15 protein-coding genes are annotated in these 15,926 nt (G+C 64.4%); 10 read left to right on the forward strand and 5 right to left on the reverse strand.

The features are described 5' to 3' along the window. Window positions 1-34: 34 nt before the first annotated feature. Entirely contained in the window at window positions 35-967 is a 933-nt protein-coding gene (locus ABEA07_RS20715; protein WP_345540206.1) for a hypothetical protein, read from the forward strand. On the opposite strand, the gene ABEA07_RS20720 is transcribed toward ABEA07_RS20715, so the two are convergent. Together ABEA07_RS20720 and ABEA07_RS20725 are read right to left on the reverse strand one after the other, a co-directional pair. Further along, window positions 952-2,244, reverse strand: a complete 1,293-nt coding sequence (locus tag ABEA07_RS20720) for a polysaccharide biosynthesis protein (protein WP_345540207.1) — start codon at window positions 2,242-2,244, stop codon at window positions 952-954. The two genes, ABEA07_RS20715 and ABEA07_RS20720, sit on opposite strands and share 16 nt — an antisense overlap. A gap of 126 nt (window positions 2,245-2,370) precedes the next feature. Then, a complete protein-coding gene (locus tag ABEA07_RS20725) occupies window positions 2,371-3,114 on the reverse strand; it encodes a Crp/Fnr family transcriptional regulator (protein WP_345540209.1) in 744 nt (247 codons plus the stop codon). 115 nt (window positions 3,115-3,229) lie between these two features. Here ABEA07_RS20725 and ABEA07_RS20730 point away from each other — a divergent pair, with 115 nt between their 5' ends. Next, a complete protein-coding gene (locus ABEA07_RS20730) occupies window positions 3,230-3,622 on the forward strand; it encodes a BLUF domain-containing protein (protein ID WP_345540211.1) in 393 nt (130 codons plus the stop codon). A gap of 253 nt (window positions 3,623-3,875) precedes the next feature. On the opposite strand, the gene ABEA07_RS20735 is transcribed toward ABEA07_RS20730, so the two are convergent. Further along, window positions 3,876-4,202: a DUF2917 domain-containing protein gene (locus ABEA07_RS20735; RefSeq protein WP_345540213.1), complete on the reverse strand. Its 327-nt coding sequence runs from the start codon at window positions 4,200-4,202 to the stop codon at window positions 3,876-3,878. Window positions 4,203-4,339: 137 nt separating this feature from the next. Between ABEA07_RS20735 and ABEA07_RS20740 the strand changes: the two genes are divergently transcribed. Further along, window positions 4,340-5,323, forward strand: a complete 984-nt coding sequence (locus ABEA07_RS20740; protein ID WP_345540214.1) for a LysR substrate-binding domain-containing protein — start codon at window positions 4,340-4,342, stop codon at window positions 5,321-5,323. A 130-nt stretch (window positions 5,324-5,453) separates the two neighbouring features. Here ABEA07_RS20740 and ABEA07_RS20745 read toward each other — a convergent pair whose 3' ends face one another. After that, window positions 5,454-6,071 (reverse strand): 5-formyltetrahydrofolate cyclo-ligase, encoded by a 618-nt coding sequence (locus ABEA07_RS20745; RefSeq protein WP_345540215.1) that lies wholly within the window; start codon window positions 6,069-6,071, stop codon window positions 5,454-5,456. Window positions 6,072-6,080: 9 nt separating this feature from the next. Here ABEA07_RS20745 and ABEA07_RS20750 point away from each other — a divergent pair, with 9 nt between their 5' ends. The 7 genes from ABEA07_RS20750 (at window position 6,081) to ABEA07_RS20780 (ending at window position 14,639) form a co-directional block, all read left to right on the forward strand. Next, a complete protein-coding gene (locus ABEA07_RS20750; protein WP_345540216.1) occupies window positions 6,081-8,114 on the forward strand; it encodes a lytic transglycosylase domain-containing protein in 2,034 nt (677 codons plus the stop codon). Between the two features lie 58 nt (window positions 8,115-8,172). Further along, window positions 8,173-8,724, forward strand: coding sequence for an MgtC/SapB family protein (locus tag ABEA07_RS20755; RefSeq protein ID WP_345540217.1), 552 nt, complete (start codon window positions 8,173-8,175; stop codon window positions 8,722-8,724). A 93-nt stretch (window positions 8,725-8,817) separates the two neighbouring features. Next, window positions 8,818-9,501, forward strand: coding sequence for a glutathione S-transferase family protein (locus ABEA07_RS20760; RefSeq protein WP_345540219.1), 684 nt, complete (start codon window positions 8,818-8,820; stop codon window positions 9,499-9,501). A 101-nt stretch (window positions 9,502-9,602) separates the two neighbouring features. Continuing rightward, the gene (locus ABEA07_RS20765) at window positions 9,603-10,856 is read left to right on the forward strand and encodes a multifunctional CCA addition/repair protein (protein ID WP_345540220.1); all 1,254 of its coding nucleotides are present in this window, start codon (window positions 9,603-9,605) and stop codon (window positions 10,854-10,856) included. Window positions 10,857-10,994: 138 nt separating this feature from the next. Beyond that, window positions 10,995-12,302: an alpha-hydroxyketone-type quorum-sensing autoinducer synthase gene (cqsA, locus tag ABEA07_RS20770; RefSeq protein ID WP_345540221.1), complete on the forward strand. Its 1,308-nt coding sequence runs from the start codon at window positions 10,995-10,997 to the stop codon at window positions 12,300-12,302. After that, window positions 12,256-13,572: a sensor histidine kinase gene (locus ABEA07_RS20775; protein WP_345540222.1), complete on the forward strand. Its 1,317-nt coding sequence runs from the start codon at window positions 12,256-12,258 to the stop codon at window positions 13,570-13,572. The genes cqsA and ABEA07_RS20775 overlap by 47 nt, the downstream gene beginning before the upstream one ends. Then, the gene (locus ABEA07_RS20780; protein ID WP_345540223.1) at window positions 13,569-14,639 is read left to right on the forward strand and encodes a response regulator; all 1,071 of its coding nucleotides are present in this window, start codon (window positions 13,569-13,571) and stop codon (window positions 14,637-14,639) included. The genes ABEA07_RS20775 and ABEA07_RS20780 overlap by 4 nt, the downstream gene beginning before the upstream one ends. Before the next feature lie 381 nt (window positions 14,640-15,020). On the opposite strand, the gene ABEA07_RS20785 is transcribed toward ABEA07_RS20780, so the two are convergent. Then, window positions 15,021-15,926, reverse strand: a 906-nt coding sequence (locus ABEA07_RS20785) for a hypothetical protein (protein ID WP_345540224.1), incomplete at its 5' end; no start/stop codon positions are given.

Here is a 15,926-nt window from a genome sequence, read left to right on the forward strand (position 1 = left end):
CAACGACGCAGCAACGACGGAAACCCCAGCATCCATGAACATCACCCTTTGCACGCTCTTCGAGAAGAACTACCACTACGGCGTGGCCGCCCTGGCGAATTCGCTGATCGCCGCCGGCTACCAGGGCGAACTCTGGGTGGGCTACCGCGGCGTTCTGCCGGGCTGGATCGTCGATTCGCCCGCGTACGACCGCGCCAGCGGACGGATGCCCGTGGGGTCGGGCCTGGTGCTGCGCATGCAGGAGCTGGACACGCCCCTGCACTTCACCTACTACAAGCCCACCTTCATCCGCGAGATGCTGGAGAAGCATTCGCCGCAGGCCGACATCGTGGCCTACATCGACCCGGACATCGTGGTGAAGTGCGACTGGCCGTCCCTGTGCGGCTGGTTCAGCGAAGACGGCATCTCGCTGGCCGAGGACGTCAACTGGTGCTTCCCGGCGCGCCACCCCAAGCGTCTGTTGTGGGCCCGCTTTTTCGCGCCGCACGGCATCACGCCGCGGCGGGACCTGGACCGCTACTACAACGCCGGCTTCATCGCGGTCTCGCGCGCCCACCTCGACTTCCTGGACTTGTGGCGGCGGCTGTGCGACCTGGTGGTGGAATACAACGAGGGCGCCAAGCAGCTCAAGGCCGGCGGCTCGGCCGCGTTGTTCCACTCGACCGACCAGGACGCGCTGAACTTCGCGCTGACCGTCTGCGAGGCCCCGCTGAACACCGCCGGTCCGGAGGCCATGGACTTCGCGCCGGGCGGCTACTACCTCTCGCACGCGATCGGCTCGCTCAAACCCTGGCATGGCGGCTTCGTCGGCCATGCCCTGCGCGGACGGCCACCGTCGGCGGCGAGCAAGTGGTACTGGAAATACGCCAATGCGCCGATCCGGGTGTACTCGGACGGCGAGCTGCGCAAGAACGAGCTGGCCCTGAATATCGCGGCCGCGATCGGCCGCGTCTACAGGCGCGCCTGAGCGTCCTCGGGCGCCGGTTCGCGGCGCCAGCCCGTCCAGCGCAGCGCCAGCAGCGCGTACTGGTAGCCGAAGTTGGCCAGGCTGGTCGCGATGCCGAACCACAGCACCGAGCGCAGGTCGCTGATGCCCACCAGCCACAGGAAGAGCACCTGCGTGATCAGCGTCACCGGGATGCTGTAGGTCTGCCCCGCCGTCGCGCCGCGGACCGACAGGGTGCGGAAGGCGAAGCCCGAAGCATTCATCAGGATGGAGGCGAGAAACACCATCCACACCAGCGGCGTCATGCTCGCGTACTGCTTGCCCAGCAGCAGGATCCAGTACTGCGGCAGAAAGAAGGAGGTCAACAGCACCAGCCCGCCCATCGCGAAATAGGCCACGTGCGCCTGCGCGACGATCGTGCTCAGGCGCGGCCCCATCGGCGCGCGCGCGATGGCCGGGAACAGCAGCACGTTGGTCACGCGGTCCACCACCATCAGCACCATCGCCAGCCGGCCGAAGGCGCCGACCTCGGCCAGCATGCTGGCGGTGCCGAACATCGACACCAGGAAGACGGTGATCACCCCTTGCACCTGGTAGAAGATGCCCGGCAGCACCAGGGGCTTGGCGATGCGGATGATCTCCCGGTCGACCCTGTGCGCGGACTCGGCGTCTAGGTGCGCATCGACGACCTCGTGGCGCCGGAAGGCCCTGCGGTAGAGCAGCACGCTGACGAAGCTCGCCGCAGCGGTGGCCAGCACGATGCCGACCATCGACCAGGACGTGATGGGCAGCAGCAGCACCGCACCGACGAAGGCGATGCGCACGCTGTGCGCGCTGAAGGCCACGCGGTTGAGCGTCGAGATCCGGCTGAGGATCAGCAGCACCGTGTTGGCATAGTGCTCCCGCAGCGTGAGCAGCACCACCGCCAGCATCAGCAACGAGGCCACCCAATAGGGCGCGCCCGACCAGCCGTGCTGCCGAGAGCTGTAGAACCAGTACGGCACCACCAGCAGCAGTCCCAGCCCCAGCAGCAGCCAGCGCTTGCGGAAGACCTGATGGCACACGCCCACCACCCAATGCTGCTCGCCGGCCCGCTGGCCCACGATCGGCAGGCAGCAATGGGCCAGGCCCAGGTCCGTGACGCCCATGATGAGGGTCATGCAGGCGACCAGGAAGGTGTAGGCGGCGTACTGGTCCTTCGGCAGCACGTTGACGATGAGCAGGCCGGCGATGCCGCCGATGGCAACGCCGAAGGTTTCGACGCCACCGACCATGGCGATCTGGCGCAGACGGGGCATGAGCTTCACAGGTAGGCGGCGACGGTCAAGGGATTTGGCCGGCGGCGACGCCGGAGTGGGGCAAGGTCCGCAAGCGGACAGGCCTCTACGATACGCGATGGCGGCGGCGGCCCCGGGTGAACGCGGTCAGATCAACGGCGCGGGCTGCAGCGGCCGCTCGAAGTAGTCGCCCAGCGTCTGCAGGGCATGCGGCTCGAGGATGCGCAGCCACCCGCCCTCCAGCCGGTACAGCCCGAGCCGCTGCAGCCGCCGCAGCGTCTTGTTGGTGTGCACCAGCGACAGGCCCAGCGCGTCGGCGATGTGCTGCTGGTTGAAGGGGAAGGCCACCCAGCCCTCGCGCGCCATGCCCACGCGCTCGGCGCGCCGATACAGGTGCATCAGCAGCATCGCCACGCGCTCGGCCGCGTTGCGCCGTCCGGCGGTGACCAGGTTGTCGTCCACCATCTTCTCCTCGCGCGCCGCCAGCCATGTGATGTGATAGCCCAGCTTGGGCTGGGCATGGAACAGCGGCCACAGCCGGTCGCGCGCGAAGCTGCAGAGCGTGACATCGGTCACCGCCTCCACGCCGTGCGTGTGGCCGTCGGCGAACTCGTCCTGCAAGCCGATGAAATCGCCGGGCAGCAGGAAGCCCAGGATCTGCCGGCGGCCGTCGCTCAGCGATTTGTAGCGGAAGGCCCAGCCGGAATAGACCGTGTAGAGCTGCGGGCTCGGGTGGTCCTCCTCGATGACCGCACGGCCGGCCTCGACGGTGCGCGTGCCGGTGCGGAAGGACTCGATCAGACGCAGGTCTTCGGCCGTGACCGCCAGGAAGGCCGGGTTGCCGCGCAACAGGCAGCGCTCGCAGGGATGCGCGCCCGTGGGCGGCTGCATGGCTTGGAAATGGATCTCGAAATTCACGGCCGGACTATAGGCCGGAGGTGTATGTCTTTTCACATTTCGCGGAGGTCGGCGCGCTCCTAAACTGCGCACGCCCTTCGACGACGCAATGACAGAACCCTTGCACGAGATCCTTTACTGCAGCACGCTGGCCCCCGGCCTGCCCACCGACATCGTCGGCCACATCGTCGCGCAGGCCCGCGCACGCAACGCGCAGGAGGCGATCACCGGGCTGCTTGTGTTCGACGGCCAGCGCTTCTGCCAGCATGTCGAGGGACCGCGACGGAACGTGCTGCGCCTGCTGAACCGCCTGGAGGCCGACGCGCGACACGTCGACATGAAGGTGCTGCACGAAGGGTCGATTTCGCTGCGCCGCTACCGTCGCTTCGACATGGGGCTGGCCCACGTCGAGGAACGCGAGGACGTGGCGGAACTGAGCCGGCTCGACGGTGCGGAGGCGCTGGCGCAGTTCATCGCGCTGCGCCCCCGCTGGGACATCTGAACGTAAGAACGGAAGGGCCTCGGCACAGCCCAAGTTGCATGAAACCGGCGCGCGCCATTCGAGGAACACCGCGGAACCGGCTTTGCCGGGCCGCTGGTGTTGCCCCCGGTGAGGGGGTTGGCGGACCACACGAAGTGGGGGAGCCTGGGGGAGAGCAACATCCTTCGCGGAACCGGCTTTGCCGGGCCGCTGGTGTTGCCCCCGGTGAGGGGGTTGGCGGACCACACGAAGTGGGGGAGCCTGGGGGAGAACTTTATTCAGCGTCCCAGCTGTAGGTGGCGCCATGGGTGTCCCACGGCTCCATCACGATGCGCTGACCGGCCTCGATGCGAAGCGTCTCGCCGGGCGCCAGCACCAGGTCTTCGCTGCCCCACTGGTCCGTGGCATCGCGCGTGACCCAGACGCGGCCCTGGCGGATGCGCAGCACGCTCGCTCCGGAGGCCCGCAGGCTGGTCGCCTCGCCGTAGCCCAGCTGCCACGCACCGCGGCGCACGGCCGGCGGAACCGCGGCGGCGGGACGCCGAACGTGATCCGGCGACAAGGGGAAAGTCGTGGTGGTGGTGGTGCAGACGGCGGACATACGAGGCTCCTGAGGGGTTTCTCCATCAGCGCAATTTCGCGCTTCGGGAATGAATGATCCGTCGTCTGCCCTTGGTGGTCCAATGAAAACGCGATAGCCTACTGATTCCGCATTCGCATCAATCCAGACCCAGCCCCATGCAGCATTCGCAGACCCACCTGCGTTCCCGCCCGATCTCGGCCGGCCATCTGCGCGCCTTCGAGGCAGTGGCCCGGCACCTGAACTTCCGAGCTGCCGCGGAGGAAATGGCGCTGACCCAGTCGGCCGTCAGCCGGCAGATCCAGTCGCTGGAGGAAGAGGTGGGCGTGAGCCTGTTCCTGCGCCACACGCGCGCGGTGGAACTCACCAGCGCGGGCGCGCAACTGCTGCTGGCGGTGCAGCAGGCCCTGCCGCGCATCGATGGCGCCGTGCGGCAGATCCGGCAGAGCGCGGGGCGCAAGAGCGTGGCCCTCACCACCTTCGCCTCCTTCGCGTCGATGTGGCTGATCCCGCGGCTGGAGGCCTTTCAGCGCGACAACCCGGACATCGACATCCGCATCGACGCCAGCGACACGGCAGTCGACATGGAGCTGGCCGACATCGACATCGCGCTGCGCTACGGTCCCGCCGAGAACATGCCGGCCGGCGCGATCCGCCTGTTCGGCGAGACCCTGACGCCGGTGGCCAGCCCCTGGCTCATCAAGAGCAATCCGCCGATCAAGGCGCCGGCCGACATCGGCCGCTTCACCCTCATCGAGGCCGGCGACGCGCACCGCACCCACCTGGAATGGCTGACCTGGCGGCGCTGGTTCGACGTGCACGGCCTGCAGCGCGCCCAGCCCAAGCGCTGGCTCTACTTCAACTACGCCTATCAGATGGTGCAGGCCGCGCTGGCCGGACAGGGCGTGGTGCTGGCGCGCAGCTCGCTGATTGCCGAGAGCCTGGCCAACGGCGACCTGGTGGAGGTGCTGCCGCAGCACCGCATGGATTCGCCGATGGCCTACTGGCTGCTCGTCGGCCCGCGAAGCCTGCAGCGGCCGGAGATCCAGGCCTTCCGCGACTGGCTGGAGTCACAGGCAGCCATCACGCGCCAGACCATCGGCGAGGTGCCTGATCCCGAGACCGTTGACCGGATGGACTGAATGCCCTCGTGCGGCCGGCGGAGCTAGGCGCCTTCGGGAGACACCGTGGAACCGGCTTTGCCGGGCCACTGGTGTCGCCCCCGGTGAGGGGGTTGGCGGACCACACGAAGTGGGGGAGCCTGGGGGAGAGTCAAGTGATCGGCCAGACGACGCCGTTGTCGTTCAGGATCGCATCGAGAGGGAGGTCATGGGCCTCCGGCTCGAAGTCTTCCAGGAAGCCGTTCGTGAAGCCCAGCCCGACCGTGAAGGGGCGCGGCTCCAGCGCCGCCAGCGTGCGGTCGTAGAAGCCGCCGCCGTAGCCCAGCCGGTAGCCGCCCGCGCTGTAGCCCAGGCAGGGCACGAACAGCAACGTGGGCACGATGAGCTCCGTGTCCTTGGGCTTGGGGATATCGTAGGCGTCGTTCTCCATCGGGCAACCCGGGTACCAGGCATGGAAGGTCAGCGTCTTGTGGACGCGGTCGACCACCGGCAGGCCGATGCGGCGGCGCTTCGGCTCGCCCTGGAGCTCGCCATCCTCCTTCCAGCGATGCAGCGCGGGCAGCGGATCGAACTCGCCCTTGATCGGCCAATAGGCGCCGATGACCGTGTCGGGCCGGCCGACCAGCCAGATGCGCATCACCCGCTGCAGCAGGTCGGCGCGTGCCAGGCGGTCCGGCATCGAAAGACGTTGCTCGATCAGTGCGGAACGCAGCTGTTGCTTGAGAAAGTTGGCAGTGGCCGAGGTGTCGGCGCCCTTTGACTTGTCCATAATCCCCCGATGCAGTTCGCAAGCATTTTGTCACCGGTGCGCACCCGCCTTCGCGCTCCTGTTCCCACCCGCCTTCTCCCCCTCGCCTTCGTCCTCGCAGCCGCCCTGCTGCTGCCGGTGCAGGCGGCGCACGCGCAGAACGGCAACGACGACGTGCTGCTGCAGATGAAGCAGGCCGCCCAGCGCGGCGACAAGGCCCGCCTCGCGGCCCTGTTGCCGCAGGCTCGCGGCCACCTGCTGGAGCCCTGGGCCGCCTATTGGGAGCTGCGGGCGCGGCTGGGCGAGGCCAGCCCCTCCGAGGTGGAAGACTTTCTCTCCCGCTACGCCGGCACCTACCAGGCGGACCGTCTGCGCAACGACTGGCTCGTCCTGCTCGGCCAGCGGCGGGATTGGGAGGCCTTCGCGCGGCTGCATCCCGACTTCCGCATGAACGACGACCCCCAGGTGCGCTGCTATGCGGTGCTGGTCGAGGCCCTGCGCACCGGCACCCCCACGGCCGCACAGGCCGAGGAGGTGCGCCGCAACTGGCTGGGCCAGCGCGAATTGGACGACGGCTGCCTCACGGCCGCCGATCGCATGATCTCGGCCCGCATGATGTCGCCCAACGACGCCTGGAAGAAGGCGCGCCTGGCCATCGAGGCCAACCGACCGCAGGCCGCACGCGCCGCGGTCATGCTGGCTTCGCCGGATGCCGTGCCGCTGTTCGACGAACTCAACGCGAGCATGGCGAAGTTCCTGGCCGGCCGCGGCGTCGCTCCGGGAAAGGCCCGGCGCGAGCTGGTGACGCTGGCGCTGATCAAGATGACCATCGCCGACCCCGACATGGCCGCCTCGCAGCTCGAAAGCAAGTGGAGCGTGATGCTCTCACCCGAGGAGCGCAACTGGGTCTGGGGCGCGATCGGCCGGCAGCACGCGCTGAAGCTCTCGCCCGCCGCCAACAGCGCCTTCGCCAACGTCACCAGGAACGCCGACCTGTCCGACGACATGCTGGCCTGGAAGACGCGCGCGGCCCTGCGCAGCGGCAACTGGAAGGAAGTGCGCGCCGCCATCAACGCCATGAGCGAATCGACCCAGCAGGATCCGACCTGGGTCTACTGGAAGGCTCGCGCCCTGCATGCCCAGGGCGGCGACGAGCGCCGCGCCGAGGCCCGCGCCCTCTACGAATCCATCGCCGGCACCCGTGGCTTCTACGAGCTGCTGGCGCTGGAGGAACTCGGCCAGCGCGCCAGCACCCCGACGCGCCCCGCCCCCCTCACCGCCGAGGAAAAGGCCGCGGCCCGCAACAGCCCCGCCCTCAACCGCGCCCTCTACGCCATCGCGATCGGCCTGCGCCCCGAGGGCGTGCGCGAGTGGAACTACGCCACCAACCTGCACGACAAGGGCGGCATGGGCGACCGCGAGCTGCTCGCCGCCGCCGACTTCGCCTGCCAGCGCGAGGTGTGGGACCGCTGCATCAACACCAGCGAGCGCACCAAGGGCATGATCGACGCGGAGCAACGCTTCCCCATGCCCTTCCACGACACCGTGCTCAGGAAGAGCGAGGAGATCGGCCTCGACCCCGCCTACGTCTACGGCCTCATCCGCCAGGAAAGCCGCTTCATCATGGACGCGCGCTCCGGTGTCGGCGCCTCCGGCCTGATGCAGGTGATGCCTGCCACCGCCAGATGGACGGCGCGCAAGATCGGCCTGGGCAGCTTCACCCCCGGTCTGATCAACGACCGCGACATCAACATCACCATCGGCACCAACTACCTGAAGCTGGCGCTGGACGACTTCGACGGCTCCATGCCCCTGGCGGCTGCCGCCTACAACGCCGGCCCCGGCCGCCCCCGCAACTGGCGCAATGGCCCGGTGGTGGAAGCCGCCATCTGGGCCGAGAACGTGCCCTTCAACGAGACCCGCGACTACGTCAAGAAGGTGCTGGCCAACACCACCAACTACGCCGCCCTGATCACCGGCCGGCCCCAGTCGCTCAAGGAGCGCCTCGGCACCGTCGGTCCGCGCGACGCCGCCCTGCCCGAGCCCAACAAGGACCTGCCTTGATGACCACCGCCCCGCCCCATGAAGCGCAGGACGCGGCAAGCCGGCCGGGGGCTGCCGAATGAACTGGTGGGACGCGGTCGCCGACACTGTCGCGGCCGAGTTCTCGGACGTGGGAGACGTCGCCCAGGCCACCCGCATCTTCGTTCGGCTGCTGCTGGCCGCGGTGCTCGGCTTCGCTCTCGGCTTCGAGCGCGAGCAGCAGGGCAAGGCGGCCGGCGTGCGCACCCACATGCTGGTGGCGATCGGCTCGGCGATGTTCGTGCTCGTGCCGCAGCAGGCAGGCATCGAGCCGGCCGACATGAGCCGGGTCATTCAGGGCCTGGTGGCCGGGGTCGGCTTCCTCTGCGCAGGCACGATTCTCAAGCAGGGCCGCGACGAGCAGCATGTCCAGGGCCTCACCACCGCCGCCGGCCTGTGGATGACAGCAGCCATCGGCATGGCGTGCGGCCTGGGCCGCGAACTCACCGCGGTGCTCAGTGCGCTCCTGGCACTCGCCGTGCTGGGGCTGGTCCCGCATTTCGTCAAGGGCATCGAGCGGGTGATCGGGCCGCCAGCGGGCGATGACAAGCAGCCCGTCGCCGTCCCGCCCCGCGACGAGGACAGGCGCTGAAGCATCAATTCCGCGCGTCTTCGTCATCAATGGTGCCGCGGCCGGCGGCTAGCATCGAAGGCTTTTCAGCCCCGCGAACGAAAGAGGACTGCCATGCTCCAGCTCTATATCGGCAACAAGAACTACTCGTCCTGGTCGATGCGCCCCTGGGTGCTGATGAAGCAGGCCGGCATCGCCTTCGAGGAGGTGATGGTGCACTTCGACACCTTCGATGCGGGCTCGAATTTCAAGAAGACCATCGAGGCCATCAATCCGGTCGGCCGCGTGCCGGTGCTGGTCGATGGCGGCATCGTGGTCTACGACACGCTGGCGATCTGCGAGTACCTGGCGGAGAGCCATCCGGACAAGGCACTCTGGCCGCGCGACAAGGCCCTGCGCGCGCAGGCTCGCAGCGTCTGCGCCGAGATGCATTCAGGCTTCGGGGCGCTGCGCACCCACTGCGGCATGAACATCGAGGCCGACCTGCGCGAACAAGGCCGCATCATTTTGCGCGACCAGCCGCAGGTGCGGGCCGACCTGGCGCGCATCGTGCAGATGTGGAGTGGCCTGCTGCAGGCCCACGGCGGGCCGATGCTGTTCGGCGAGTTCGGCATCGCGGACGCCTACTTCGCGCCGGTGTGCATGCGCATTGCGAACTACGGCCTGCCGGTGCCGGAAGAGGTCTCGGCGTATGTCGCGCGCATTCGCGCCCTGCCCGGCGTGAGGGCCTGGATCGACGAGGCGCTCGAAGAGAAGCGCTTCGTGGTCATGGACGAGCCCTATCGCGCGTCGCGATGAGGGTTGAGAAGCCGTGAACGAACCCGCCGCGTTCGAGTTGCCCGGACGCGCCGGATTCATCCACGGCTTCTGTGAGCTCGGGCCTCCTTAAACTCCGGCCGATGAGAACCTTCCTCGTCGGCGGCGCCGTCCGCGATGCCCTGCTCGGCCGCCCTGGCAGCGACCGCGACTGGGTCGTGGTCGGCGCCACGCCTGAAGAGATGGTTGCGCAGGGCTTTCTGCCCGTGGGCCGCGACTTCCCGGTTTTCCTCCATCCGCAGACCCGCGAGGAATACGCGCTGGCCCGCACCGAGCGCAAGAGTGCGCCGGGCTACCGCGGCTTCACCATCCATGCCTCGCCCGACGTCACGCTGGAGCAGGATCTCGCCCGGCGCGACCTCACGGTCAACGCGATCGCGCTGCCGGCCGAGCATGCCCGGGAACCCCTCGGGCTCGATCACCTCATCGATCCCTACCACGGCCGCCGCGACCTGGAACGCAAGTGCCTGCGCCACGTGACCGAAGCCTTCCGCGAAGACCCGGTGCGCATCCTGCGTGTTGCCCGCCTCGCTGCCCGCTTCTCCGATTTCGAGGTCGCGCCGGAAACCATGGCCCTGATGCGCGAGATGGTCGATGCCGGCGAGGCCGACGCCCTGGTGCCCGAACGCGTCTGGCAGGAACTCGCGCGTGGGCTGATGGCGGCCAGGCCCTCGCGCATGTTCGAGGTGCTGCGCGCCTGTGGCGCGCTGTCCGTACTGCTGCCCGAAGTCGACCGCCTGTGGGGCGTGCCGCAGCCCGAGGCCCATCACCCTGAAGTCGATACCGGGATCCACCTGATGCTGGTGCTGGACATGGCAGCCCGGCTCGACGCGCCGCTGCCGGTGCGCTTTGCCTGCCTGGTCCACGACCTGGGCAAGGGCACCACGCGTGAAGAGGCGCTGCCGCGGCACCACGGCCACGAGCAGCGCAGCGCCAAGCTTCTGCGCGGCGTCTGCGAGCGCTGGCGTGTACCGGTCGAGTTGCGCGAACTGGCCGACGTCGTGGCACGCGAGCACGGCAACATTCATCGCAGCGAGAACCTCGGCGCCCAGGCCTTGGTGCGGCTACTCGAGCGCTGCGATGCCTTCCGCAAGCCGAAGCGGTTCGCGCAGGCGCTGCTGGCCTGCGAATGCGATGCGCGTGGGCGGTTGGGGATGGCGGATCGGCCGTATCCGCAGCGGCAGCGTCTGCACGGAGCCTTGGCGGCGGCACAAGCGGTCGAGACCGCGCCGATCGCGGCGCGCGCGCTCGCCGGCGGCGCCGTGGGGCCCCGGATCGCTGAGGCGATCAAGCGGGCGCGGGTGGATGCGGTGGAGCGCTGGCTCTTGCAAATCTGAGCAAGTGTCGCAGCGAGGTGATTGACTGGAACCCTTGGGGTAATTTTGCGCCCTCGCCAGAAGGGCGTCCCTCGATTTCAATAAAGTTGAAAACGAAAGTGCGCAATTCTCGGACTTCTTGACAGGGGGAGCAATGAAATGAGCAATTTTGCCGCTGCATGGACGGCAGCCAATTTTTATAACACCAACGTACCTGGATTTCTCGCAACCCGAATAGAACGTTATTACCGGGAAAGAGTGACGAAAACATGGGGCGGCGGGCACATCATGCGCGGCAGAACGCCGGGTGACAATGCTTTGCATCTCTCCAGCAACGACTATCTGTCGCTTGCGAGGCATCCCAAAATCATTTCCGCCATGGTCGACAGCGTCCGTCAAAACGGCAATGGCATGCTGACATCAGGAATATTTTTGCGTGGCACATGTCCGCAACTGCTGCTTGAAGATCGCCTTGCCTCGTTCATGCATGCCGAGTCCGGAGTACTGTGCCAGTCAGGATGGTGCGCCAACACGGGCTTGATACAGACGATCGCCGACGAGCATACGCCTGTTTACGTAGACATATTGGCGCACAACTCACTATGGGAAGGAATCCGCAGTGCCGGCGCCAAACCCGTAACCATATTCCATAACGACCCAGAGCACCTGGAGCGACAAATTCTGCGATATGGACCGGGCGTCGTGTTGGTGGATTCCATCTACAGCACCAACGGTAGTGTCTGCCCTTTGCCAGAAGTGGCTGAAATTTGCCATCGGGAAGGCTGCGTGCTGGTCGTTGATGAATCTCACTCCCTTGGTACGCATGGTCCACATGGCGAAGGTCTGGTGGTTGCCATGGGACTGCTCCATCGAGTTCACTTTCGCACAGCCAGCCTGGCCAAGGCGTTCGCGGGCCGCGCTGGATTCGTCGCTTGTCCGCAGCTATTCAAGGAGTATTTTAAATTCGAATCCAATCCGGCGATTTTCAGCTCGACGCTGCTGCCGCACGAGGTTGCCGGGCTGGATGCGACCTTGGACGTTGTTCGTCAAGGAGATTGGCGCAGGCAGCAACTGCACACTAACGCAGAAACGTTGAGAAATGGTCTGAAAGAACTCGGCTACAACCTCAACGATAGCCAAAGCCAAATAATTTCACTGGAGGCGGGCACAGAACAGCAGACGATAGTTCTGCGCGATGCTTTGGAAGCGCGAGGAATTTTCGGCTCGGTCTTCTGTGCTCCCGCAACTCCAAAAAATCGTTCGCTAATGAGATTTTCCATCAACACAGCGCTGAGTGAAATGGATCTCGCTCGAATCATTAAAACGTGCAAAGACATTCGATCGGAAATCGGCCTCTCTGAGTGGCCATCTTCACGCAGAAGACGCCAGCGCCTCGACTTCGCTTCAACTCGGAACTCGAATGAATATAACAAAGCGAACTCGTCGCGCGCTGCTGCAACTCTTTGAGCGAGCGCACCGAAATGCCGAATATTTCGAGCGCCGCCGCAAGACGTTCGCGGCCGTGGCAATCATTGGATTTCCTCTTTATTACTTCATTTGGCGTTATGTTTTTCCACAGCCTTATGAAAGTTTGCCACTACGATTGATTGGGGGCGCACTTTTTCTGCCCATCCTGCTCGAACGGCATTGGCCCTCCATACTGAAAAAATGCTGGACTGCATACTGGTATCTGGCCTTGCTCTACGCATTGCCGTTTTTCTTTAGCTTGATGCTCTTTAAGAACAACAGCTCGGTTGTGTGGATCGAATCGACGCTGATTGCAGTGTTTGTCATGGTGCTATTGCTCGATTGGATCACGCTCATCGTTCATTGCATTGTCGGCGTCGGACTGGCGTGGCTCGCTTACTCTCTCACGACGGAAGCACCTCGCCTCGAACATGTCACTCTGATTCACTTGCCAATCATCTTCTTTGCAGTGGTCCTGGGAACGCTCGCGAACTATGTCACTGAAGTCGTACGGCTTGAGCAGGAGCGCGCCATGCTTGCCACCGCCGGCAGCATCGCCCATGAATTGCGTACTCCGCTGCTGGGAATCCGAAGCGGTGCCGCCGGCCTGCGTAATTTTCTGCCGGCGTTGCTTTCCGCCTACCAATTGGCTCGTGAAAACAGTTTACCAGTCGTCGCCATACGAAGATCCCATTTGGCAACCATCGAAGGTGTGCTGGAGCGCATCGAAACCGAAGCTAATTACTCAAATGCAATCATTGACATACTCATTACAAATACGCGTTTACCCAAGCTCGGACACGAAGACCTTTCGCCTTGCTCCATGATGCGATGCATCAGAATCGCCTTGGAGCGCTATCCTTTCTCTGTCGATGAAATATCTCAGATAGCGCCCGTCACCGGAAATGACTTTATCTTCGAAGGCGTTGAATTGTTAATGGTACACGTGATATTCAACTTGCTAAAAAACTCTCTGCGTCATATTGCAATGACTGGCAAAGGCGAGATTTGCATTCGTGCCGTCAGTTCCTCGCAGTGCAATCAACTTGTATTTCGAGATACTGCAGCCGGCATACCTAGCGAAGTGTTGCCTCATATTTTCAAGCGGTTCTATTCGCTGCCTGCAACCGGTGACAACATTCTTGGCTCAGGAATTGGGCTGGCCTTCTGCAGCGAAGTCGTTCAAGCGTTCGGCGGCACCATCGAATGCTCTTCAATACTCGGCGAATTCTGCGAGTTCAGCTTGAAATTTCCAAGAATCCAATCATGACTAACTTTAAGATTCCGCCGTTCTTCTTTCCGACAACGGTGGCATTCGTCGATGATAGCTATGATTTTCTTTCCAATTTGAGCCTGCAGCTTCATCCAACGCTGGCGTATCGATTGCTTCAATCCACCTCCGAAGCACTGATGTTGCTCAAGAGCCAGAAATTGCAGACCGAACCCTTGATAAATGGCCTTTTCTCCCTCTATCAAGGAAGAGACGAAGCCGACCACGACCACCAAGTCATCGACATTAGCTTGGGCCTGATCCATCGCAAGGTCCATGATGAGCGACGTTTTGATCAAATTCCGGTGGTGGTGGTTGACTACGACATGCCGCAGATGAATGGAGTGGAGTTTTGCCGCCAAATTCAGAATCCACTGATTAAAAAAATTCTTTTGACTGGCAAGGCAGATGAGCGGATCGCGGTCGAAGCGTTCAATGGGGGGCTCATCGACCGCTTCATCCGCAAGCAGGATCCGAATGCACTCGAAATCCTCGATCAAGCAGTTTTGGAAATGCAGGCTTATCATTTCGAGGAAATGCAAAGCATGCTTTCCGATTCTTTGTCGGTCGGTCTGCATCGATTTCTGAGAGATCGAAAGCTGGCAGCACGATTCAAGGAACTATGCGCACAATACAACATTGTCGAATATTATTTGACATGTGCGCCTGACGGCATGCTTATGCTAGATGCCACCGGTGCATCCTATTTACTCGTTGTTCAAAATGAAAGCCAAGTTCAGTCGACGCATGAAATTGCGTACGACCAGGGCGCGCCCGAGCAACTGCTCACGCGCCTCCGCAGCGGGGAGGTCATTCCTTATTTTCCCAAAACTCAAGGCATCTACTCGTCGATCTACAAAGATTGGCGGAGTTGCCTGCACACTGCTACGAAGATTGAAGGCGACGACGCTTGGTACTCCTACGTGGTGATCGAGGAGCCCGAAGGGTTCAATCTCAAGCATGTGCTTTGCTATTCGGACTACTTGGAACGTATAGACGCGTCGAGACCCGCGGCAGCTTTAACCCGGTTCGCGCGCCCCGGTGGGGCCAGGAGTCGCGGCTTTTAGGCGCTTACAGTCGCGATGTCTCCGAACTTCCGGCGGAGAGGTTCGCCGCGAGATTGATGCGACAAAAAGCGAGATTCCTTCGGCGGGGTTTGGCCTTGTTCTGAACTACAGTCCGCGCCACGTAAAAAACCGGGACCCCCTTGAAAAACAAAAACTCCGCTGCATCGCCAGCACAAGCTTTCAGTTTGCTTGCATCGAGGTCACTCGCTTCGATGCCATCTCGTCGCCGTCTTCCGGCGCGCATGTGGAGCCGCACAGTCCTTGCCGCTTGCCTTTGCACCGCAGTGCTCGCCGCCCATGCCGGCTCGGTGAATTTCACGTATGACGCGCTGGGCCGTTTGGCCAGCACCGTCTACACCAGCGGCGCTTCCACCACCACGATCACCTACAGCTACGACGCTGCAGGCAATCGAAGCTCGGTGGTGACCACCACGCCTTAGCAGACCGGCTGGTCTTGCTCTCGCTGCTGCACGCGCGGTGCGTGCAGCAGTTCTCCAATAAAAACTTCCAGGGGGTTCCCATGCCCAAGCTCGCGCGCGCCTGCGCCGTTGTCGTGGCCGTTGCCACATCGCTTGCAGGCGGCATCGCTGCCGCGCAGATCCAGAGCGGCAATGCTCGCAAGACTGCAGCGCCTTCCATTGCCCTTGGTGTTCCGGCAGCCGCTGCCAATGCGAACTCCAATGCGACAACGAAGACCCACCTCAGCCAGCGCTCGTCTTCCAGCACGGCGACACGCTCGGGCAGTCCCGTGGCCTTCACCAGCGGCCAGCCAGCGCTGCAGTACCAGGCGGCCGACCTGCCCAGCACCAAGGACCCCGTGCGGCGCGAGGCCGTCAAGGAGGGTGCCAAAGATGTTGGCATTACCACCCGAGGCACAGGCGCCACCACGTCGACCAGCACCGAGTTCGCCCCCGCCCCCGGCGTCCTGCGCGCCAACATGCCCCCCGTCACCTTCGCCGAGGCCGAGCGCGTGCTGTCCTCGCGAACCCTTCCTGCCACGTCAACCAGGGCACCACCGCGGCGCGCAAGAGCGACATCGGAAAGCTCTCCACGCGCAGTACCTCCGCCGCCAAGATCTCCGGCGACGCCAGCCCCCTGGGCCCGGCCTCCATCGCCGAACTGGCCCGGTCCCTGCGCAACCACCCGGACCTCATCTACCAGTACGTCCGCAACAACGTCGAGTACTCCCCCACCTTCGGCATCCAGAAGGGCGCCCTGGGTGCGGTTCTCGACAACCAGGCCACCGCCCACGACCAGGCCACCCTGATGGTCGAACTGCTGCGCGCC

Origin of the sequence: Variovorax defluvii, assembly GCF_039541515.1 — a bacterium.
Lineage (GTDB): Bacteria > Pseudomonadota > Gammaproteobacteria > Burkholderiales > Burkholderiaceae_C > Variovorax > Variovorax defluvii.